Annotated in this window: 19 protein-coding genes and 1 pseudogene; 12 read left to right on the top strand and 8 right to left on the bottom strand. The window is 37.3% G+C overall.

Annotated elements, in window-relative coordinates; translation table 11 throughout:
* Positions 1–109 precede the first annotated feature (109 nt).
* On the bottom strand, positions 110–559 hold the full coding sequence (locus ACICPZ_RS00180) for a hypothetical protein (protein ID WP_264329516.1): 450 nt from the start codon (positions 557–559) through the stop codon (positions 110–112).
* Between the two features lie 83 nt (positions 560–642).
* Entirely contained in the window at positions 643–2151 is a 1509-nt protein-coding gene (locus ACICPZ_RS00175; RefSeq protein WP_264329517.1) for a YifB family Mg chelatase-like AAA ATPase, read from the bottom strand.
* A 122-nt stretch (positions 2152–2273) separates the two neighbouring features.
* Between ACICPZ_RS00175 and ACICPZ_RS00170 the strand changes: the two genes are divergently transcribed.
* The 3 genes from ACICPZ_RS00170 (at position 2274) to terL (ending at position 7390) form a co-directional block, all read left to right on the top strand.
* On the top strand, positions 2274–3113 hold the full coding sequence (locus tag ACICPZ_RS00170) for a polysaccharide deacetylase family protein (RefSeq protein WP_010962787.1): 840 nt from the start codon (positions 2274–2276) through the stop codon (positions 3111–3113).
* Positions 3068–4642 carry a penicillin-binding transpeptidase domain-containing protein gene (locus ACICPZ_RS00165; RefSeq protein WP_006280388.1) on the top strand — a complete coding sequence of 525 codons (1575 nt, stop codon included), beginning with the start codon at positions 3068–3070 and terminating at the stop codon, positions 4640–4642. The genes ACICPZ_RS00170 and ACICPZ_RS00165 overlap by 46 nt, the downstream gene beginning before the upstream one ends.
* Before the next feature lie 1440 nt (positions 4643–6082).
* On the top strand, positions 6083–7390 hold the full coding sequence (gene terL, locus ACICPZ_RS00160; RefSeq protein ID WP_264374203.1) for a phage terminase large subunit: 1308 nt from the start codon (positions 6083–6085) through the stop codon (positions 7388–7390).
* A gap of 377 nt (positions 7391–7767) precedes the next feature.
* Here the strand turns inward: terL and ACICPZ_RS00155 are convergent, their stop codons facing one another.
* Positions 7768–8817 carry a class I SAM-dependent methyltransferase gene (locus tag ACICPZ_RS00155; protein ID WP_264329519.1) on the bottom strand — a complete coding sequence of 350 codons (1050 nt, stop codon included), beginning with the start codon at positions 8815–8817 and terminating at the stop codon, positions 7768–7770.
* A 101-nt stretch (positions 8818–8918) separates the two neighbouring features.
* Between ACICPZ_RS00155 and ACICPZ_RS00150 the strand changes: the two genes are divergently transcribed.
* Together ACICPZ_RS00150 and ACICPZ_RS00145 are read left to right on the top strand one after the other, a co-directional pair.
* Positions 8919–9290: a hypothetical protein gene (locus ACICPZ_RS00150; RefSeq protein ID WP_022626336.1), complete on the top strand. Its 372-nt coding sequence runs from the start codon at positions 8919–8921 to the stop codon at positions 9288–9290.
* The gene (locus tag ACICPZ_RS00145) at positions 9291–9575 is read left to right on the top strand and encodes a DUF2610 domain-containing protein (RefSeq protein WP_010962783.1); all 285 of its coding nucleotides are present in this window, start codon (positions 9291–9293) and stop codon (positions 9573–9575) included. It abuts the gene before it with no gap.
* 6 nt (positions 9576–9581) lie between these two features.
* Here ACICPZ_RS00145 and dapD read toward each other — a convergent pair whose 3' ends face one another.
* The gene (dapD, locus tag ACICPZ_RS00140) at positions 9582–10412 is read right to left on the bottom strand and encodes a 2,3,4,5-tetrahydropyridine-2,6-dicarboxylate N-succinyltransferase (RefSeq protein WP_264373994.1); all 831 of its coding nucleotides are present in this window, start codon (positions 10410–10412) and stop codon (positions 9582–9584) included.
* A gap of 73 nt (positions 10413–10485) precedes the next feature.
* On the opposite strand from dapD, the gene ACICPZ_RS00135 reads away from it, so the two are divergent.
* Together ACICPZ_RS00135 and rpe are read left to right on the top strand one after the other, a co-directional pair.
* A complete protein-coding gene (locus ACICPZ_RS00135; protein ID WP_264373995.1) occupies positions 10486–10914 on the top strand; it encodes a zinc-ribbon domain-containing protein in 429 nt (142 codons plus the stop codon).
* Positions 10915–11008: 94 nt separating this feature from the next.
* A complete protein-coding gene (gene rpe, locus ACICPZ_RS00130) occupies positions 11009–11689 on the top strand; it encodes a ribulose-phosphate 3-epimerase (RefSeq protein ID WP_264373996.1) in 681 nt (226 codons plus the stop codon).
* A 143-nt stretch (positions 11690–11832) separates the two neighbouring features.
* Here rpe and tnpC read toward each other — a convergent pair.
* From tnpC to ACICPZ_RS00115, 3 genes and pseudogenes are all read right to left on the bottom strand, one after another.
* Positions 11833–13180: pseudogene (tnpC, locus tag ACICPZ_RS00125) on the bottom strand (IS66 family transposase).
* 112 nt (positions 13181–13292) lie between these two features.
* Positions 13293–14375: a bifunctional diaminohydroxyphosphoribosylaminopyrimidine deaminase/5-amino-6-(5-phosphoribosylamino)uracil reductase RibD gene (gene ribD / locus ACICPZ_RS00120; RefSeq protein WP_264373997.1), complete on the bottom strand. Its 1083-nt coding sequence runs from the start codon at positions 14373–14375 to the stop codon at positions 13293–13295.
* A complete protein-coding gene (locus ACICPZ_RS00115) occupies positions 14375–15574 on the bottom strand; it encodes a deoxyguanosinetriphosphate triphosphohydrolase (protein ID WP_070356885.1) in 1200 nt (399 codons plus the stop codon). The genes ribD and ACICPZ_RS00115 overlap by 1 nt, the downstream gene beginning before the upstream one ends.
* A 47-nt stretch (positions 15575–15621) precedes the next feature.
* On the opposite strand from ACICPZ_RS00115, the gene ACICPZ_RS00110 reads away from it, so the two are divergent.
* On the top strand, positions 15622–16083 hold the full coding sequence (locus ACICPZ_RS00110; protein ID WP_164224387.1) for a HesB/IscA family protein: 462 nt from the start codon (positions 15622–15624) through the stop codon (positions 16081–16083).
* 39 nt (positions 16084–16122) lie between these two features.
* On the top strand, positions 16123–16797 hold the full coding sequence (locus tag ACICPZ_RS00105; protein WP_007549198.1) for an ABC transporter ATP-binding protein: 675 nt from the start codon (positions 16123–16125) through the stop codon (positions 16795–16797).
* Between the two features lie 238 nt (positions 16798–17035).
* On the opposite strand, the gene ACICPZ_RS00100 is transcribed toward ACICPZ_RS00105, so the two are convergent.
* Entirely contained in the window at positions 17036–17734 is a 699-nt protein-coding gene (locus ACICPZ_RS00100; RefSeq protein WP_209473125.1) for an alpha/beta hydrolase, read from the bottom strand.
* A gap of 155 nt (positions 17735–17889) precedes the next feature.
* On the opposite strand from ACICPZ_RS00100, the gene ACICPZ_RS00095 reads away from it, so the two are divergent.
* The 3 genes from ACICPZ_RS00095 to ACICPZ_RS00085 all read left to right on the top strand — a co-directional run bounded on the left by ACICPZ_RS00095 (position 17890) and on the right by ACICPZ_RS00085 (position 20575).
* Positions 17890–19026, top strand: coding sequence for a cysteine desulfurase family protein (locus tag ACICPZ_RS00095; RefSeq protein WP_264373998.1), 1137 nt, complete (start codon positions 17890–17892; stop codon positions 19024–19026).
* Between the two features lie 528 nt (positions 19027–19554).
* A complete protein-coding gene (locus tag ACICPZ_RS00090) occupies positions 19555–20292 on the top strand; it encodes a hypothetical protein (protein WP_209473121.1) in 738 nt (245 codons plus the stop codon).
* Positions 20293–20410: 118 nt separating this feature from the next.
* Positions 20411–20575, top strand: coding sequence for a hypothetical protein (locus ACICPZ_RS00085; protein WP_022626335.1), 165 nt, complete (start codon positions 20411–20413; stop codon positions 20573–20575).
* Positions 20576–20642: the final 67 nt, after the last annotated feature.

Genomic DNA, 20642 nt, shown 5'->3' with positions numbered 1-20642 from the left:
TAATTATAATAACTAGATTCTTAGATGACATCACTTAACCGATGCAAAAAATAGAAAACGTTTATAAAAAGGGACAGAAACCTATCCCTTTTTATTTTGTTGAAGATTATTATATTGTCTGATCTTTCCCTTTCAATGCTTCAACTGCAACATCTTTTAATTTTGAGGCAACTTGATATGTTCCATAAACAGCAGCAACTGCAGCAATTGCCATTATGGCACCCGCAACTATCTGACCAGCAACACCTGTTCCGATAAATCCAGGTAATGAAGCAGCTATTGCTTGATTTGTTCCAACAAAGTAACTGGCAGTCTTAGCAAGAAACCCAGAAGCTTCTGCTGCACTAACAAAGCCTGCTTTCATATGCATTGCTGTAAAGACAACACTTGCAACTGCAAGCGGAAATAATGCTGTTCTCCCTTTATTATGCATAGCGTACTGACCAGCTCCACCAGCAGCACCAGGAATTCCCCAGTATTTTTCAGCTTGTATATATCCTTCTGAAATAGCATGAAAAATGCCATCCTCTTTTCTATACTCATAATTTGTTAATGCCATAACTCTACTCCTTAAATAGAATGTTAAAATTTCATTAAGGAAGCATATAGTAAAAAAAATTGCCTGTCAAGTAAACTAATTTTTTAATATACCTTTATTCTGTAATTGAGCGCTTCAGCAATGTGTGCTCTTTTTACTTCTTCACTTTTTGCAAGATCTGCAATAGTTCTTGCAACTTTTAATACGCGTGTGTAGCCTCGATTGGAAATGTAATTTTCTTTCAGTACGTATTTTAGCAATTCTAACCCTGCCTGATCTGGTTCAGTAAATTTATTAAATGCTTCACCGCTTACTTCTGAATTGCAACGAATATTTAATTCACTATAGCGCTCAGTTTGAACTTTTCTTGCTGCTATCACTCTTTCTCTTATAATTTTAGTACTTTCTCCCTCCACAGAGATTTCAGGAGAGAGTATGCTAACGTTTGGCATTTCAATGCATATGTCTATTCTATCAAGCAATGGGCCTGATATTTTGTTTTTGTAATCTGTGCCACACTTTGGAGCTTTGTTGCACGATCTGCTTGCATCACCTAAATAACCGCACCTGCAAGGGTTCATTGCAGCTATCAGTTGAAAATTGGCAGGGTAGGTTATGTGAGCATTTGCCCTTGCAACGGTAACTTTTCTATCTTCAAGTGGTTGGCGCAGAGAATCAAGCACGAGTCTTGGAAATTCAGGTAGCTCATCAAGAAATAACACGCCATTGTGAGCCATGGTAATTTCTCCAGGTTTTGCATTCTTTCCTCCCCCTATCATCGCTGGCATAGAGCATGAATGATGAGGTTCACGAAAGGGACGAGTTACTTTGAATATTTCATTACCAGTTTTTGTTATGCTGGAAATAATATTAACATCAATCATCTCCTGTTCGGTTAAATCAGGCAGCAACCCTATAAAGCGTTTAGCAAGCATTGATTTTCCAGTACCAGGAGGGCCAACAAGAAGCATATTATGCCCACCTGCTGCTGCAATTTCAGCTGCTCTTTTTGCAACAACTTGGCCTTTGATATCCTTCATATCGGGAACCAATCTTTTTTCTTTGGGTGCATCACTATAATTAAAAATTACTGGCTGAATTAATTGCTCACCCTTAAAGTGTCTGATAATATCAGTTAATTTCTCTATAGCCAGAATTGAAACATTCTTCACCCATACAGCTTCTACACCATTTCCTCTCGGGCAAATTACTCCTTTATTGTCCTTTTTTGCATTAATTGCTGTTGGCAGCACACCTGAAACTGGAATAACTCTGCTATCAAGAGCCAGTTCACCCATGATTATATAAGACTGAACTTTTTCAACTGGTATCACATTCATTACAACAAGTAGTCCAATAGCAATAGCCAAGTCATAATGACTGCCTTCTTTCAGCAAATCCGCAGGGGAGAGATTAACTGTAATTCTTTTTGGAGGTAGTAGTAGATTGATTGAATTTAACGCTGCTCTGATGCGCTCTCTGGATTCTGCAACAGTTTTATCCGGCAAGCCAACAATATTAAAAGCTGGAATACCATTTGCCATATGAATTTGTGCATTGACATTTACTGTGCTAATTCCCTGAAGCGCAATGGTATTTATATTTGCAATCATAATATATTATATAAAATTGTTAATACAATATATTAAAGAAGCGATGAAGTAAAGGCTACAGCAATTAAAGATGGCTTAACTTAGCAAAAAAGTGTAGTATTCTATCACTTTGCTGATTACAAATGTTTATAAGGATAATCACTTTTTTCTTACTATATTCAAGTACGGCTTTTTGTAGTGATTGTAATTTTAATTTACCATACTGTGGGCTCAGTTGTAATCTAGATCTATCATATAGAAATTTAAGTAATATAAAAAAATTATTGAATAACGACGATAAGTTTGTTGCGCTTACGTTTGATGATGGACCGTCTAACAATAGAGTAAACGATATTATTAATGTTCTGGAAAGCTATGAAGCAAAAGCAACATTTTTTGTGCTTGGTGAACGTATAAATGAAAAAACGTCTGAAATAGTAAAGAAAATTCATGAATCAGGTCATGAGTTAGGCAATCACTCTTGGTCGCATAGGAAGTTGACATCACTTTCAAGTGAGGAACAATTGCAAGAATTGGAAAAGACAAATACAGCAATTAAAAATGCAATAAAACAAGATGTAAAATGGTTTCGTCCGCCATATGGATGTTATGACGATAATCTGATTGAAAATACTGATCAATTAAATATGTATTCAATATTATGGACAGTTGATTCGCTAGATTGGCAAGGTGATAAGCCAGAAACTTTAGTTGAAAGAGTTTTAAGTAATGTACATAATGGAGCAGTTATACTGTTTCATGATCACAATAACAGGTCAAACACAATTGAAGCTTTACCTCATATTATTAAAATACTAAAAAAATCAGGTTATAAGTTTGTGACCTTAAGTGAGTGGGAAAAAAGGGTTTGTAATACGGTAAAAGCCAGAAGTGTAACAATAAAAGAGGGGAAAAAAGTGTGTTTTGAAGGAATGTTATGTGGACAAAAAACAAAGTCTTTAACCGCAGAGCATTCATATTAGGTGGTATTCAGCTTACCATTTCTGCGGTTTTTAGTTGCAGGTTATATAATTTACAAATACGAAACAGACAAAAGTACGAAGCACTATCTAATAGTAATAGAATAAGAGTTGCTACTATTATGCCTAAGCGGGGCAAAATTTTAGATAGGAATAGCATTGAACTTGCGGTAAACAAAATTTCGTATGTTGTTTTGTTTGATGGTTCTGGTAAGGAAGTTGATTTGCAGACATTATCAGAAGTCGAGTCTAAAATAGCAAAATCGTCAGAAAAAATAACTGCTCTTTATAAACGTTATTACCCGTTTGGTTCAATGTGTTCTCATGTAATCGGATATACAAAAAGACAGCAAGGCATAAGCGAAGTAGGAATCAGCGGTATTGAATATACATATGATCATATATTGAAAGGCAAGTCAGGAAAATCTGAGCAGGAAATAAATTCTAAAAAACGCGTCATAAAAGAATTATCAAGCATACCACAACAAGACGGACAAGATGTACAACTGACAATTGATATTAATCTGCAAGAGAAAACCGCAGAGGTATTTAAAGATCACCAAGGCTCCGCAGTGGTAATTGATGTAAATAATGGAGAAATTTTAGCATTATATAATTCACCTTCTTACGATAATAATCTTTTTGCTAGCAGGCTATCAAATGAGACTTGGGAGAGCTTGAATGCTCCTTCATTGCCGCTCGTGAATCGTGCGTTATCATATCAAATTCCACCTGGTTCAATATTTAAAGTAATAGTTGCGCTTGCGGGTTTAAAAGACGGGATAATAACACCAGAAGAGAAATTCTCGTGCAAGGGCTATATGAAAATAGGTGAGCGGAAATTTCGTTGTCTGAAAAGCAAAGTCCATGGGTATGTATCTTTAAATGAGGCAATGGCATTATCATGCAACACTTACTTTTATAATATAGGGAAAAAAATAAGTGTAGACTCTCTAGTAGAAATGGCCAGAAAATTTGGTATTGGAAGTGGGCCACTGATTGGAACGTTTAAAGAAGAAGCTCCAGGGTTGTTGCCAGATAGAGATTGGCGTACACGAAAGCTATATTCGCAGTGGTATTTAGGTGACACTATCAACTTAGTTATAGGACAAGGGTATATGCTTACAACACCACTACAGCTTGCAGTTCTTGCAGCGAGGATTGCAACAGGAAAAGAGGTAATTCCCCGCATTAAGATGAATGAAACGATACAAGATTTTCCCGATATTGATGTGGATTGTGAGCATCTTAGCATAGTTCGAAAAGCTATGTTTGATGTGGTGAATTCTAAAACTGGAACCTATAAGAAAGGGCTAAGCGGTATACAAATTGCCGGTAAAACCGGTACACCAGAGATAAACTCTAAGGGTGAAAGTCATAAGTTATTTATCGCTTATGGCCCTTACCATAACCCGCGCTATGCAATCTCTGTGTTTATAGAACACGGCAAAGCCCCACGCCAAGATGTTGCTATAGCTAATGAAATATTTCAGTATATGCTTGAAACTATGAGTATTAAACTTCTTGCATAACCATATAACAAACTTTTATTGGGAATAGAAACGAAAAAACTTACTTGACACCCTTCGCCAGCGCCCTTATCATGATAGTGAAGCTATTGTATTTGCTTTCGCCAATCTGCAGATTAAAAGGTAAGGATTACTTAATGTATCGGCGTCTTATGTTCAATTTTTTGCAGTATATAGATACTGTATGTCTTTACAAAACTTCATCTACATCTAGATTTTTATCTAAATAAGCTGAACGCGCTTATAAAGCGTTACAAGACATCAAAAAATGCCAATACTCGACAGAGATAGTAAAAGACTAGCTAACTCGGGGATTCTTTGTCTTTTTTTCTGCTTAGTAAATTTCTTAAACATTTGCAGCGTAGGTTAGTTGCAATTAAAAGCGGCTGAATCTCGCTTGTCAAGCGTTTAAAACATAAAAAACGCCAATATTTTAAAGCGGATAATAACCACGGGGCTTCTTTTGCCTTTTTTTTCATTTGGTAAATTTCTTAATATTTATAGCTAAACAACAACCGTCATCCCGCTACGTGTTAGCGGGATCTATGCTTTGAGATACCGCGAATGAATCGCGGTATGACGGTGTAGATGATGGTTAAGTAATTCGTCATCCCGCTGCTTGTTAGCGGGATCTATGTTAAGGTATAGTAGGGGGATCTATGTTAAGAGATACCGCGAATGAATCGCGGTATGACGGTGTAATGATGGTTAAGTAATTCGTCATCCCGCTACGTGTTAGCGGGATCTATGTTAAGAGATACCGCGAATGAATCGCGGTATGACGGTGTAATGATGGTTAAGTAATTCGTCATCCCGCTGCTTGTTAGCGGGATCTATGTTAAGGTATAGTAGGGGATCTATGTTAAGAGATACCGCGAATGAATCGCGGTATGACGGTGTAGATGATGGTTAAGTAATTCGTCATCCCGCTACGTGTTAGCGGGATCTATGCTTTGAGATACCGCGAATGAATCGCGGTATGACGGTGTAATGATGGTTAAGTAATTCGTCATCCCGCTGCTTGTTAGCGGGATCTATGTTAAGGTATAGTAGGGGATCTATGTTAAGAGATACCGCGAATGAATCGCGGTATGACGGTGTAATGATGGTTAAGTAATTCGTCATCCCGCTGCTTGTTAGCGGGATCTATGTTAAGGTATAGTAGGGGGATCTATGTTAAGAGATACCGCGAATGAATCGCGGTATGACGGTGTAATGATGGTTAAGTAATTCGTCATCCCGCTACGTGTTAGCGGCTAAGAGATACCGCGAATGAATCGCGGTATGACGGTGTAATGATGGTTAAGTATCCCGCTACGTGTTAGCGGGATCTATGTTAAGAGATACCGCGAATGAATCGCGGTATGACGGTTAAGTAGGGTGTCATTCCAGTGCTCCTTTTTTTGTCATCCCAGCGTTACGCGCTGGTTTCAACATTATATCATGAACTTTCTAAAATTCATTGAACTGTGCTTTCAAACGGTAGTGCCGGGGTGTGAGTATAACGATTATCAGTATATAAAAGTCATAGCAGATAGGCTGGAAGCGGCGAGCGCTGGTGAAGTGAAACGAATAATATTCAATATGCCTCCGCGCTCGATGAAGTCCATGTGCATAAGCGTTGCGTGGCCCGCATGGATACTGGGAAACCAACCAACTGCGAGAATAATAGTTGCAAGTTATTCTCAGCGGCTCAGCGAAAAGCACTCGCTCGACACCAGGTGCGTGATGCAGTCTAGTTGGTATAGAGCGCTATTTCCAGAGATAGAACTATCCAAAGACCAGAATACCAAATATAAATTTCAAACAGTGCAGAGAGGATACAGAATCGCAACATCAGTTGGTGGAACACTAACTGGTGAAGGTGGTGATTTTATCATTGTGGACGATCCGCTCAGTTCTGCTCAAGCTTTGAGTGAAACGCTTAGAAAGCGTGCCACAAACTGGTTTGATCAGACTTTAGTAACCAGGCTGAACGATAGAAAAAAAGGAGTCATCGTTCTTGTAATGCACAGGCTACACCAGGAGGACTTAACTGGACACCTTCTCTCCAAGCCAAAAAACATAAGGATATTATATTCAAGAGAAGAAGGTCAGTTGCTATATCCCCTCGATGGAGGAAAAGAAGAAGTTGAGACGATAAAAGTTGAACTTGGGAGTTATGCTTTTGCTGCGCAATATCAACAAAACCCTCTGCCGCTTTCAAGTGGTATAGTCAAACGAGAGTGGCTAAAGCGCTATAAAAATGTTCCTGATAATCTCTCGCATGTAACACAAAGTTGGGATACTGCGGTTTCAACAAGTAACATGAGCAACTTTAGTGTCTGCACCACCTGGGCAAAAATAGATAATAAATTCTATTTACTTGATGTATATCGCGCAAAGCTTGAGTATCCAAAGCTTAAAGAACAAGTTTTATCACTAGCTGCAAGATGGTCACCACACGCGATTTTGATCGAAGCCAAAACAAGTGGTCAGCAATTAGCACAAGAGCTGAAGGCAAACAGTCATTTGCCCATTATCGAAATAGTGCCACATGATGGTAAGCTCACTCGATTTCATCAAATTGTTCCGATTATAGAGTCTGGCAAGGTTTTTCTGCCACATCAAGCAGTATGGCTGAACGATTTTGAGTATGAGATTTTAATGTTTCCTGAAACTCGACACGATGATCAAGTAGATAGTACCGTGCAATATCTCCAGTGGGTGAGAAACAGTACCTCCAGGGTTGCAGCTTTACGGGCATTGTGATTTGAGTCTACCAGTACTGGGATGACAGCTAGGAGACAACCGTCATCCCGCTGCTTGTTAGCGGGATCTAGAGATACCGCGAATGAATCGCGGTATGACGGTTCGTGGTGGTATGACAGTTCGTGGCGGTATGACGGTTCGCGGCAGCATGACGATAAGCTCGTCATCCCGCTACGTGTTAGCGGGATCTATGCTAAAAGATACCACGGCGGTATGACGTAGAACTGCTGCTTGTTAGCTGATGAGATACCGCGAATGAATCGCGGTATGACGGTTCGCGGCGGCATGACAATAAGCTCGTCATTCCGCTACTCGTTAGCGGAATCTATGCTGAGATATCGCGGCGGTATGATGTAGGGAAACCTTTCTTGGGTTAGCTATATCAATAGCATTGCTTTAAAAAGAGTGCCCATATTTTCAGTCAACCTTAAGAATTCACTAAAGATCCTATTCTTTTGTTCATCACTTGCGTTTTTCATTAAAGCCTGGGTTCTTTCTTTTATGCCAAAAAGATATAAAAATTCCCTTTGAGTTAAAATCTCACAATCTACATGCTTTAATGAATCTCTTAACGCTTGAAAGTTCACAAGTGCGGTAATATCACTATTACCAACATTCTCAAGAAAATTAGCATACTTATGTTGTTTTATCGATTGCAAAGTGCTCTTATATGCGGGGTATACATAACCGTAATCTACAATCAAAGCAGCTCCTTTATTATTATATATCTTCTTCTCAAGTTTTTTTAATATTTCAACCCCAACTGAACATATTTCCACCACTGCACCATTAAAAAATTTTCCATTTGTCATCTGAGTAGCTGACACTGGAATCCATGATTCTTTTTTTCTGGATTCCAGTGTCACGCACTGGCATGACACCAAGAGACTGCCATCATCTTGTTTTGTCACCATATTTTCATACCACCCCTCATCATGATATACAAACTGATCTATCGGAAGAGCGTCAAAGAACTCATTTGCTAAAAAAATGGTTGGTTGTTCTGGTAGGTTGTCAATATTTTTGTGCCAATTAACATCTAAGCTTTTTAATTTTTCCTTTTGTATCTTCCGTAAAGTAGGGCTTATTTCAACTAAGTGGATCAACATTGAATTAAAAAAGCTGCTGTACTTTTTAGTGACTCTTATTATATCGTGAATGAGTGTTCCTTTGCCTGGCCCAAGTTCAACTAGAGAAAATTTTGATGGCTTTCCTAATTTTTCCCATGTATGCATTATCCAAACTGCAATTACTTCACCAAATAATTGGCTGATCTCAGGTGCGGTAGTAAAATCACCATCCTTACCAAGCGGTAATTTACTTGTATAATAGCCGTATTTTTCATGGTACAAAACGGCATTCATGAAATCACTGATGGATATTGATCCTTGACTTTTGTCAATTAATTCGTGTATATAAGTGAGCATGTTATTAATAAATGTTTAACTATAGCGTGCCATAATATAAAATAGTAGAGTATTTATATATATAGTATAAACTTAAGTTTGTGAGTAATAGTGCTTCAGTTATGGACGACAAAAACACCGATTATGTTGCCCTTATACCTCAAGATGATAGTATTGAATACAAATTTGAAGAAGCTGTCAATTTTATAGAAAACAAGGTTATAAATGCTGATGGGCTAACTTTAGCGGAAGTGTTTCAAGTGCTAGTTCAAATGCTAAATGGTGATCTAGAATTGGTAAAAAAAGTACTAGCATGTGCTAATATTATGGCAAAGCATGGAATGAAGGTAGCAAAAGAGTCGCAATTAAGCAGAGCTGATGTTCGCCGAGCTTTGGAAGGTAGAGAAAGTGTTGTCAATAGACAAGATTTTATAAAGAAACCACCTCTTCCACCTGCTATAAAATCGACCAAAAAGAAAAGTAGAGGTCTTTAGATGGCTGAATCTATAAAAAAATTTACTGTACAATGTGACTTCAAAGGACAAAGTTCACCTTTTGCAATATACATAGGAAATCCAAAAAGTGATGCTCATCCAATTCATCATCAAGATTCCTGGCTTGTAAAAGAACGTGGAGGGAATATTCCTAATAAAGTAAAAGAAAGTCTACAAAAATTATATAAACTATCTCAAGAAAATGGAGTCTCTTTCTCAGAGTTATGCGCGTATGCCATTACTGTGGTTAGTAATAATGATAAAAAAAGTGACGACAAGGAGTAAGATAGTTTAATCCCTCAATATTTCATTTATAGAGATTTTCGATCTCGTCTTTTCATCCACTTTTTTTACTATGACTGCACAATAGGTTGAAATATTATTTTTAGATGGAATAGACCCTGGTACCACTACAGAATAAGGTGGTACTTCGCCATAAAATACCTTGCTAGTTTCTCTATCAATAATTTTTGTTGATGCCCCAATAAACACGCCTATGCCAAGGACTGATCCTTCTCTCACTACCACACCCTCGGCCACTTCGCTACGTGCTCCAATAAAGCAATTATCTTCTATAATGACAGGTGAAGCTTGAATAGGCTCAAGAACTCCACCTATTCCCACTCCACCGGAAATATGACAGTTTTTTCCTATTTGCGCACAGCTACCAATCGTTGACCAGGTATCTATCATTGTTCCTGAATCAACATATGCACCAACGTTGATAAAACTTGGCATTAGAACAACATTTGTACCTATATAAGCAGATCGGCGAACAAAACACCCAGGAACTGCTCTAATTTTTAACCGGCGAAATTTCTCCTCATTCCATTCACTAAACTTGTTACCGATCTTATCAAACCAGCAATTGGTATTGTCTATTATTTTGCTTTCTTCAGTGAGAAAATGTAATAATATTGCTTGCTTTATCCACTTATGTACTACCCATTCTCCACTTGATAGCTTTTCTGCTACTCTAATTTTGCCACTATCAAGGAGCTCAATTACCTCTTTAATTGCTATTCTTGCTGTTTTCTTTAGATTACAGTCATTAAATTTTTCTCTATTTTTCCAAATATTTTCTATCTCACTCTGTGTTTTTTTTAGTTGCAAACCTTCCATTTGTTATATATATATTGATATTAAATTTGTAGCTCGTATCATTTGGGCTTGTTACTACTTATATGTAAGTGCTATGAAAATACAATGTAATAGTTGTACTAAAACTTACTTAGTATCTCCTAAGCAAATTGGCGCGTCTGGAAGAAAGGTAAAATGTACGAACTGCAATCACATATGGCATGAATATCTAGAAGAAGTGTCAAACAAATCGCACTCTGCTAATATACAGGAAAAAAAAGTTAGTGGAAGGAATTTTTTACAAAATCTAGCATTTACCACTCTAGCTTTTGCAACAGCTACAGGGTTATGCATTGTAATTGCTAATGGCATCTTTCCTAGAGAGATGAACAAAGCATACAAAACGATCAGTTTATACAAGGATTCAATAAGCTATAAATTAGGGTACAAAAAAGAACAAACAGAAAGTCCAAATGTAAAAAAACTTGCTGTAAATAAGTTTTATCAAGACTACCTTTTTTTATCTAATTTAAGATCTAGTTAAATAGGCATACCGATATCGGTCTCTAGCTACTCAGATGGTGCTTAGGGTGACAGAGTTTTAAAAATAAGTTATTTTTTAGCAAAAAAGGCAGCTCATGAGTATTAAAATTGCACCTTCTATACTTTCAGCAGATTTTGCAAAATTAGGGGAAGAAGTAAGAAAAATTAGCGATTTAGGTGTGGATTACATACACATAGACGTTATGGATGGGAATTTCGTTCCAAATATTACAATTGGTCCTAGCGTTGTTTCTGCAATACGTAAATATAGCAATCTTCCTTTTGATGTGCATTTAATGGTCAAATCTCCTGGTAACCACATTGAAAGCTTTATAAATGCTGGTGCTGATATTATCACTGTACATGCAGAAGCAGAGATACACCTTGAGAGGTTGATAAGAAAGATAAAGTCATACAAAGATGTAAACGATGCAAAAAAACCGATTCAAGCTGGAGTCTCAATTGTTCCTTCAACTTCCCCAAGTGTGCTTGAATATATAATACATGAGCTAGATATTGTGCTGATTATGACAGTCAACCCTGGCTTTGGAGGGCAGGAATTTATTCATTCACAGTTGAACAAGATATCTACTATAAAAAAAATGATACAGGAGCGTAATCTTAAAACACAAATTTCAGTAGATGGTGGAATTAACTTTTCTAACGCAGCTGATATAATAAAAGCAGGTGCAGATATTTTAGTTGCGGGATCGGCGATATTCAAGGCTGAAGATATTAAGAAGGCCGTAAACGATCTTAAAAATCCATTGTTGTGACCCTATATAGCTAAAGTGGCTTAGGTTTACCTACAATTTGAAAAACAACAAATTCGTCATTCCGCTACTCGTTAGCGGAATCTATGCTGAGATACCGCGGCGGTATGACGTAGAAAAACCTTTCTTGGGTTGTATCCGTTCAGCTAAGCGGTGTGAGAGATGATAGATAAGAGGTTTTGGAAAGCCCATTTGTTTCCATGTCAAGTATAATGAAATTATCCGTTCAAGTTCCCCACTTCGATTGGGTAAAATATGAATTTTTGCGATAAACGACATAATGCCGTATCTGCTGTTCAGCATGTTTGTTTGTCAGCGGAATGTTTTCTGGGTCATCTAAAAAATTCCACATTATTCTTTCAGATTTCAAAATATTTTTTGCAACTCGAGAAGCTCCAATTGCTTCAGGTAAACGGCTTCAAGTAATACCTTGTACGTTTTCGCAATTTTCTGGCACGTCTGGTAAATCTAAAAACATCTATCTCATTTTTTAGCAAGGCCTTTTTTAGTGCAAATAATTCAGTGGCTACGTTTCTTAAGTAACAGCCCAGAACTTTAACTTCAACTATGTGCTAATCTTTCAAAATCTCTTGATAAATGTGCCCAACAGATTTGCCTGTTCTTATCGGCAAAGTAGTTGTATGCTGCGTACCTGTCGTAAGCTATTGCGATTGCAGAACTTACTATTTTGTAAAACCTTCATTCCTCTTGACTCTGTCAATTTTATAAAACTTGCTGTATTACTGGCAAACATCCAGCACCAACCAAGTTTACCTTTGTTATAATGGCTCGTTTCATCGATATGCAGAACTTCACTTTTACTTACTTCTTGCTCGATTTGCTCATATGCTTCTTGGCATTTTTCTGCAACTCTAGCCTCGCTATTTGACACGCTACCAACACTGATGTCCAGGTTGAAAATATTTTTTATAATATTTGCTACTTCTCTTTTCGAGTTCTTGTAAAATCCGCTCAGCGCCGCAATTGTTGACTTAACTTTTGGACCAAATGTATCCGCAGTAACACCTTCTGGTAGCCTGCTACTTTTTCTTTTTCCACACTTGCAACAGCGGCCATTGGTATTCCACAACATAAGGCTTAATTTCTGGCAAATCAACTTTTTGATGAATGTATGGCTCTTTCGATATCGCAATTTCTCCTCCGCACTCGCAAGAACTCTATTTTCACCACTTCATCTGCTTCCATTTTAGGGCGATACTTTCCTTCATGCCCAATCTGTGCCCCTATTTTCCTGTCACTTTTTTTCTTTTTCTTCTTTAGCTTGTATAACTCTTTTGAGCTCGGTATCGATGAATTTTGTGAATTCAGACCTAGTCTTTCTTTCAATTCAGCATTTTCGATTCTTAGCGCCTTATTCTCAGATCTAAAATTTTCGTTTTCTATCTCTAACCTCTTTATCTCTGCTTTTAGTTGCTCTATCTCTATTTTAAAGCTTTCACAGAGCTTGAGAAGACTAGCTAGTAGATCAGACATATTTACCACACATACTACTTGTGATATTATGTTTTTAGCACTCCTTGTCTACTTTTTATTTTACCGCTCCGCTGAACGGATACCTTTTTTTTACTGTTTGAGTATGTAAGGATTATGACGACCTATCCCAAACCTCAACTATATCCTCACTAAACTCTATTATCTTTGTTTTTTTAAACTGATAACAGTTGTTAATGAATTGAATCCCTAAATCTCCTACAAAAGGAGTGGCATCATTGCCTAAAATTTTACCACTGCGGCATATTATCAACCTGTCGATTAAATTACACTTTAATAGTTCTGTGATTAACACTCCTCCACCTTCAACTAATAATCTTGTTATACCAATTTCTGAAACAAGTTTTGATGCCATGTCCTTTAGGCAGGCTTTGCCTGCATCGTTTGAATTGACTTTCAAGTAGTTAATATTTTTTCTTTTTTCTTTTACTTCTTTATTTGTGATGACCCAAGTTATTACTTTGTCTGCAGTCTTTGCAATGTTATGCTCTTCCTTTAATCTCTCTTGACTATCTATAATTAGCCTTATTGGCGATCTACTTCCGAGTCCTGGTAATCTGCAAGTTAAGAGTGGATCATCATTAATAAGAGTATTGCTGCCAATCATAATTGCATCATATTTTGTTCTGAGCTCATGCACCCAGTTTCTCGTATTTTCACTTGTTATCCATTTGCTATCGCCTGTAAATGTTGCGATTTTTCCGTCAAGAGTTGTTGCGATTTTGCAAGCTATAAATGGTCTATGTAATTCTTTAGTGGTGAAAAAACCGACATTCAGTTCTTCTGCTTCTTTTTGCATAATACCTTGCTCAACTTCAATTCCTGCTTCTTTCAGAGCTTTAATGCCTCCACCTGAAACTCTACTATCTGGGTCAATAGTTGCAATTACTACTCTTTTTATGCCAGCTTTTATGATTTTTGCAGTGCAAGGCCCCGTGACTCTGTGATGACAACATGGCTCAAGAGTGATATATATAGTTGCGCCATGAGTTGAATCTTTAGCGTTTTGCAAAGCGACTACCTCCGCATGCGGACGCCCACCAATCCCTGTATATCCCTCACTAACAATTGTACCATCTTTTACAATAACACACCCGACAGCAGGATTTGGTGCAACATTTCCAAGATTTTTTTCTGCAAGCCTTAATGCAATTGACATGAAATGATCATCAGTCATTAGAAAGAAGTCATTTCGTATGAGGTATCAAAAATTCTTCTGTGCTCGTGTATAGCAAATCTATCTGTCATACCTGAGATATAGTCACATATTATTACTGAACGCTGAGATTCACAAGCGAGTTTGCTCCACTCTGTGGGAAGTAATCCTGGGTTTTCATAAAAACATTGAAAGAGTTCCTGTATTATGCGTTTTGCTTTGTTCATCGTTCTACTCAGTTTATAGCTTCTGTATATTTTCTCCATGTTGAATCTTTTCATTTCTTTTGTAGCATTCGCAACTTCTGGTGAAAATGTGACTAGCATTTTATTTAGACTTCTTACGTCTTCTACGCTTTTTATTTTGTGATCTTCAATATTTCTTTCAGTCTGAGAAACAACATCACTTATCATAGTTCCTATAGTTCCACTCAGTGATTCATGTATGAGTTTGCTCTGAGGCAATTCTGAATATCTGCTCCTTATGTCTTTAAACATTTTTTCAATTAAAGGAACATTCAGCAAATCTTCGATGGTTACTAAATTCGCCCTGAGTGCATCATCAAGATCGTGAACACTGTAAGCAATATCATCGGCAATTGAAGCAACTTGCGCTTCAATGCTTGAAAATTCTTCAAGCTTTAGATCATATTTTTTGTTGTATTCTAATAACAGCTGATTATTTGTAGAAGACTCCGCGTTTTGACCAAGCAAGGGACCGTTATGTTTTGCAACTCCTTCAATCACCTCCCAACTTAGATTCATACCATCAAAATCAGCATGTTTTTGTTCGAGGTAAGTTAAAATCCTTATAGCTTGAACATTATGATCAAACTCATACTTCTCGTTATCAAGATTCAAATCTTGAACTGATTTCTTTAGAGCATCTTCACCTGCATGACCAAATGGAGGATGACCAAGATCATGTGCGAGCGCTATGCATTCAGTGATATCCTCATTTAAGCCAAGTCTACGCGCAATGGACCTTGCAATTTGTGCAACTTCAAGGCTATGAGTAAGCCGAGTGCGATAGTAGTCGTGCTCATAATTGATAAAAACTTGTGTTTTGTACTCCAATTTTCTAAACGCATTAGAGTGAATGATACGGTCCCTATCACGCTGAAAGCAGCTGCGATTCTCATCTTCTGGCTCTTTGAAGTATCTCCCTTTTGTTTTGCTTGGAAAACATGCATAATTTAATAGAAAATTATTGTTTGACATGTAAAATTTCTACTATAATAAGTTATCAATAATAAACGGTGGTTACTATGTCAACAAATTACAACATCAACTTAACTGATAATGCACTAAAAAAAATCCACTCTCTTGCAGAGCAGGAAGGAGATAAGAGTTCCGTTTTACGGGTTGCAGTTTCAGGCGGTGGATGTTCTGGCTTCAAATACAATTTTCTTATGGATCAAATGAATAAAAATCTATCTTTGGATGATGAAGACGATGATTACGATGATGAGTTTGATGACGAAGACGAAGATGATGACTATGAAGAAAGTGAGGACTATAGAAGCCACTCCAGTTTTAGCGAAAAAGGTAAAGATATAGTAATTAATGATGAAAATGGAAACCCTGTATTAATGGTTGATAATTGTTCAGCAAAATTTTTAAATAACTCAGTTATAGATTATACTGAGGATCTCAGTGGTTCTGGTTTTCAAATAAAGAATGCCTTTGCTAAGTCTCAATGTGGTTGTGGTAACAGTTTTTCGGTTTAATTATTACTAAAACTTAGATGCCTTCTGGATCTTTTAAACATGGGTGGTAATGTAGCACTAGAACTAACTTCCGTAGATAAAAGCTTCAAGAACAATTCTGCTGTTGTAAAGGATATCAACTTAAGTGTCACAAGAGGGCAAGTAGTAGCGCTGATTGGCGATTCAGGTGCAGGGAAAACAACTATATTGCAAATCGCAGGCTTGTTGGACAAGCCAACTTCAGGTATAGTTACGATAGATGGAATAAATTGCACACAAGCCAGTAATAAGCATAAAACTCATGTAAGAAGAAATTTTCTTAGTTTTGTTTATCAATTTCACTATTTGTTACAAGAGTTATCGGTGTTGGAAAATATTATGCTTCCTCAACTCATTGCAGGAAAAAGCAAAGCTGAAGCAAAAAAAAATTCGCAAGCAATGTTGGAAAAATTTGGTCTGGAAAACAAAGCAAGTAGCATGGTATCTGAAGTTTCGGGTGGGGAAAGGCAGAGAGTTGCAATTGCAAGAAGCATTGTAAATTCTCCAAAGCTTTTACTTGCAGATGAGCCAACAGGAAATTTAGATCCAACAAATTCTTTTAAGGTGTTTTTACTGCTACATTCATACGTAAAGGAAAATAACAGCTCTATGCTTATAGTAACACACAATCATCTCCTTGCAGAAAAGGCAGACTGCATTTTCCAATTGAGAGATCGATCATTAGTGAAGTTGTGAATAGGAAAAATAGCACAATTTCTATGCCCTATACTTATCTAACCAATGATCATTAACAGAGTACAACTCGCATGAAATGCTTTCATTGCTTTTTATACACGGACTTTTTAACTTACGCTGTTTACTTAGGGAACACCCCGATAACATAAACACAGCTAAAACAAAAAATAATAGCTTTTTAAACATAACAAAACCTTTTCATTTATATTACTACACTCATTTCTCTTGTTTGTAAAGATTAGGCATATTCTTTTACCCTTACCTCTTTTTTGACCTTTTGAGAAGAAATAGTTGCACTATTCAAGCGCAGTTTTATATAATTGTCCACGATTTGAGTCACTTCCTCTTCTTTATCCTTTAGAAAGTGATTAGTATCATCTATTATATAGTATTTCATGTGATCACTTCTTACTGAATTTATCAACCTTTTTGCTAATTCTGTTACATCGCTTTCTTCTGAGATTGTATCATTACTGCTTTGTATTATAAGCCCAGAAACTGGACAGGGAGAAAGAAAAGAAAAATCGTACTTAGTTACCGGAAGAGAAAGAGCAATAAAACCCACTATCTCAGGGCGGCGCATTGTTAGCTGCATAGCCACCCATGCTCCAAAAGAAAAACCAGCGATCCAAATTGGAACATTGCTAGGATTATGTTCCTGAAGCCAATCAATGGCTACCGCAGCGTCAGTTAATTCTCCTATACCCTTATCAAAAGTTCCGGTAGATTTTCCCACACCACGAAAGTTAATTTTCAATGCAGAAAAATTGTTATCGATAAAAGACGTATATGTACTATGTACAATTTTACTATCCATATTACCACCATATTGAGGATGATGATGTAAAACCAGCACAACCGGCGCGTTGGCATCTTTGCTTTGGTGGTATTCACCTTCTATCTTTCTTGTTGCATTATTCAAAAAAACTTCAACCATGGTAACCCCTAATAAGAACCCGCTTGACAGGTATTAATGACGTGAGTTATTAATTATGTATTAATTTCGCTGTTTTTGCAATAAATTTTTTATCGTGTTAAAGCTAACGTACATAGTTATGGCTATAGTTGATGGTAAACTTATTTAAGTGACAGATGAGTCCATTCTCTTTAGAAAATAGTGGTTGCGTATATGCTGATTACAATGCAACTGCTCCAATTAGTGAAAATGTAAAAAAAAGTATATTTGAGGTCTTGTCAAAACAAACGCTCAATCCATCATCACTACATAAGAGAGGACAAGAAGCAAGGAAGATTCTTCAGGATGCAAGAGATAACGTACGTGGTGCTATTAGCGTTTCAAGTGATAAAGAAATAGTTTTTACGTCTGGTGCAACTGAAGCGAATAACCTTGTTATGAGAGGAATGAAAGGCTACCTGCATATAATTTCAGCTATAGAGCATCCTTCAATTCTTAATTCTGCATGTAATCCATATATAATACCTGTTAATCAGGAGGGCATTGTTGACTTTTTAGAGCTAGAAAAAATTCTAAGCGAACTTAAAGGAAACAAAGCAATAGTTTCAGTTATGATGGCAAATAACGAAACCGGAGTTATTCAACCTATTGAGGAAATGGCTAAAATAGTACACAAGTTTGGAGCAATTTGCCACACTGACACTGCTCAAAGTGTTGGGAAAATTAAAGTTAATATGGAAGATTTAGGAGTGGATTTACTCACTTTATCCGCCCATAAATTTGGCGGTGTAGCAGGCAGTGGAGTTTTAATATTCAATAAAGAACTTGCGATAGAACCTATTATAATAGGTGGTGGACAAGAGAAGGGATTTCGTGGTGGTACGGAAAATATTGTTGCGATTGCAGGCCTTTCTGCTGCACTGCAAAATATTCCAGACCTTCTATCAAAAATGGATGAAGTAAAGGAGCTACGTGATCAATTAGAGTGTGAATTATTAAATCTTGCCAGTGACATAAGAATCTTCGGTAAAAACTCTAAGAGGCTGCCAAACACAAGTTTTATTTATATGCCAGGAGTAAAGAGTGATGTGCAGCTTATGCATTTTGACTTGAATCATATTGCAGTTAGTAATGGCTCCGCATGTTCTTCTGGAAAAGTTGAGCCTTCCCATGTTTTGCTTGCAATGGGGGCAACAAAAGAGCAAGCAGAGTGTTCAATTAGAATCAGTATAGGTCCAGAAACTAAACCACAAGACATAAAAAAAATAGTGGATTGTTGGTATAATATCTACAAGCAGAACACCTTGGTATAGATAATACGTGGTATCATGCAGGCACTGGCCGAGCATTAGATGTAAAAAATTACTTTACAACCCCGCGGTATCTCTAGATCCCGCTAACAAGCAGCGGGATGACGGTTGTTAGGCTAGCTGTCATCCAAGTAGCTGACACTGGTTCCTTTATGACGGCAGTGCCCCTATGGTGTCATTCCAGTGTCCTGACTACTTGGATCTAGCAAGCTTTGCTTGCAAATAAGTCTAATACGTGTCGCGTTTTATGCCAAAACACAATTGGAGTTACATGCAAAATAGATCCCAGACTGGGATGACAAAAAAAGAGCACTGGAATGACACCATTTGCTGTGCAATTTACCTTCAAAAATGAATGTTCGTACAGCTATGGATTCATTCGCGGTATCTCACCATAGATCCCGCTGACAAGCAGCGGTATGACGGTTATCAGTAAACATGAATTACTTTAGCTATGCAATCAGGCTTCCTAAAAACACTTTGTAGCCAATCAATTCTTGAGTATAAAAAGAATTCCTTTAATAATAAGGTATGCTAATCAGGAATTTAATAAAACAAGCAACTCAAGTAGGAAGCAGTGAAAATGCAATACGGTATGTCGAATATCTCTATCAATTTGAGAAGTTTAGAAACACATTAAACCTCACTTTATCACTAATAAAGCAAAACAGGCTCTCATTTGAAATATACCAAGAGGGATTAGTGGATATGGAAGAGGGAGTGTGTAAGACAATCAGGTCTTCCAGTGTAAATAGATATGTTATTGTACTGAGGAAGTCAAACCCATACATTATAGTGCATGAACTTTCACACATGGTTGAAAATGAACTGAACTTAAGTTTGGAACAGGAATTTCTCCATAAAGTTTACCAGGATATTGAGCAGAACCTAAAGCAAGCAAATATTCTTGTGCAGAAAATTATCGGCCAAGTTATATTTAAGGAGATACAGGCTTATCAAACTGCAAAATCACGCGCATCTGAATTATTTGCACGCTATTTTGAGCTATTTGCTTGGGCGCAGGAGGTTTACCCTAAAGATAAAGAATACTTAATCCGCACTCAAGACTTAAACAAAGTGTTCCTTGCTACTGACCAATGGAAAAAGAGCTACCTGGATCCACAAATAATGGAGAGAGTAGATAAAGAAATCAAGGAATACAGCAATAAAACTGTCTTTAAAGATGTAACCAAAGTGCAAAGCAGTTGGACTAATAAATTTTCTCCTGGGGGCAAAAAAATTAGCTCTATATTTGGAGATGATGATTAGCTTATAGTGCAGGTTTTCCTACGTCATGCCGCCGCGAACCGTCATACCGCGATTCATTCTTTTGGTGTACGAACATTGCAATTTGCAGGTAATTTGAGTAGTAGATGGTGTCATTCCAGTGCTTGACACTGGAATCCAGGAATTTGGATTGGGCACTAAGTTGGTGAGCATAAAAGTGGCTGATCTTATGTTAAAACACAACGTTCTTGATGAGATTACGGCAAGGCTGGATTCCAGTGTCAAGCACTGGAATGACACCATTTGCTGTGCAGTTTACCTTTAAGAATGAATGTTCGTACAGTTGTGCGCGGTATCTCATCAGCTAACACGTAGCGGAATGACGGTTGTCG

This window comes from Wolbachia endosymbiont (group A) of Melitta haemorrhoidalis, from assembly GCF_964273365.1.
GTDB classification, from domain to species: Bacteria; Pseudomonadota; Alphaproteobacteria; order Rickettsiales; family Anaplasmataceae; genus Wolbachia; species Wolbachia pipientis.
This window is presented reverse-complemented; position numbering and strand designations above follow the sequence as displayed.

Excerpts from the sequence above, each read along its gene's own strand:
- ACICPZ_RS00180 (WP_264329516.1), bottom strand. The coding sequence starts at position 559 with ATGGCATTAACAAATTATGAGTATAGAAAAGAGGATGGCATTTTTCAT.
- ACICPZ_RS00175 (WP_264329517.1), bottom strand. The coding sequence starts at position 2,151 with ATGATTGCAAATATAAATACCATTGCGCTTCAGGGAATTAGCACAGTA.
- ACICPZ_RS00170 (WP_010962787.1), top strand. The coding sequence starts at position 2,274 with ATGTTTATAAGGATAATCACTTTTTTCTTACTATATTCAAGTACGGCT.
- ACICPZ_RS00165 (WP_006280388.1), top strand. The coding sequence starts at position 3,068 with ATGTGGACAAAAAACAAAGTCTTTAACCGCAGAGCATTCATATTAGGT.
- terL (WP_264374203.1), top strand. The coding sequence starts at position 6,083 with ATGAACTTTCTAAAATTCATTGAACTGTGCTTTCAAACGGTAGTGCCG.
- ACICPZ_RS00155 (WP_264329519.1), bottom strand. The coding sequence starts at position 8,817 with ATGCTCACTTATATACACGAATTAATTGACAAAAGTCAAGGATCAATA.
- ACICPZ_RS00150 (WP_022626336.1), top strand. The coding sequence starts at position 8,919 with ATGGACGACAAAAACACCGATTATGTTGCCCTTATACCTCAAGATGAT.
- ACICPZ_RS00145 (WP_010962783.1), top strand. The coding sequence starts at position 9,291 with ATGGCTGAATCTATAAAAAAATTTACTGTACAATGTGACTTCAAAGGA.
- dapD (WP_264373994.1), bottom strand. The coding sequence starts at position 10,412 with ATGGAAGGTTTGCAACTAAAAAAAACACAGAGTGAGATAGAAAATATT.
- ACICPZ_RS00135 (WP_264373995.1), top strand. The coding sequence starts at position 10,486 with ATGAAAATACAATGTAATAGTTGTACTAAAACTTACTTAGTATCTCCT.
- rpe (WP_264373996.1), top strand. The coding sequence starts at position 11,009 with ATGAGTATTAAAATTGCACCTTCTATACTTTCAGCAGATTTTGCAAAA.
- ribD (WP_264373997.1), bottom strand. The coding sequence starts at position 14,375 with ATGACTGATGATCATTTCATGTCAATTGCATTAAGGCTTGCAGAAAAA.
- ACICPZ_RS00115 (WP_070356885.1), bottom strand. The coding sequence starts at position 15,574 with ATGTCAAACAATAATTTTCTATTAAATTATGCATGTTTTCCAAGCAAA.
- ACICPZ_RS00110 (WP_164224387.1), top strand. The coding sequence starts at position 15,622 with ATGTCAACAAATTACAACATCAACTTAACTGATAATGCACTAAAAAAA.
- ACICPZ_RS00105 (WP_007549198.1), top strand. The coding sequence starts at position 16,123 with ATGGGTGGTAATGTAGCACTAGAACTAACTTCCGTAGATAAAAGCTTC.
- ACICPZ_RS00100 (WP_209473125.1), bottom strand. The coding sequence starts at position 17,734 with ATGGTTGAAGTTTTTTTGAATAATGCAACAAGAAAGATAGAAGGTGAA.
- ACICPZ_RS00095 (WP_264373998.1), top strand. The coding sequence starts at position 17,890 with ATGAGTCCATTCTCTTTAGAAAATAGTGGTTGCGTATATGCTGATTAC.
- ACICPZ_RS00090 (WP_209473121.1), top strand. The coding sequence starts at position 19,555 with ATGCTAATCAGGAATTTAATAAAACAAGCAACTCAAGTAGGAAGCAGT.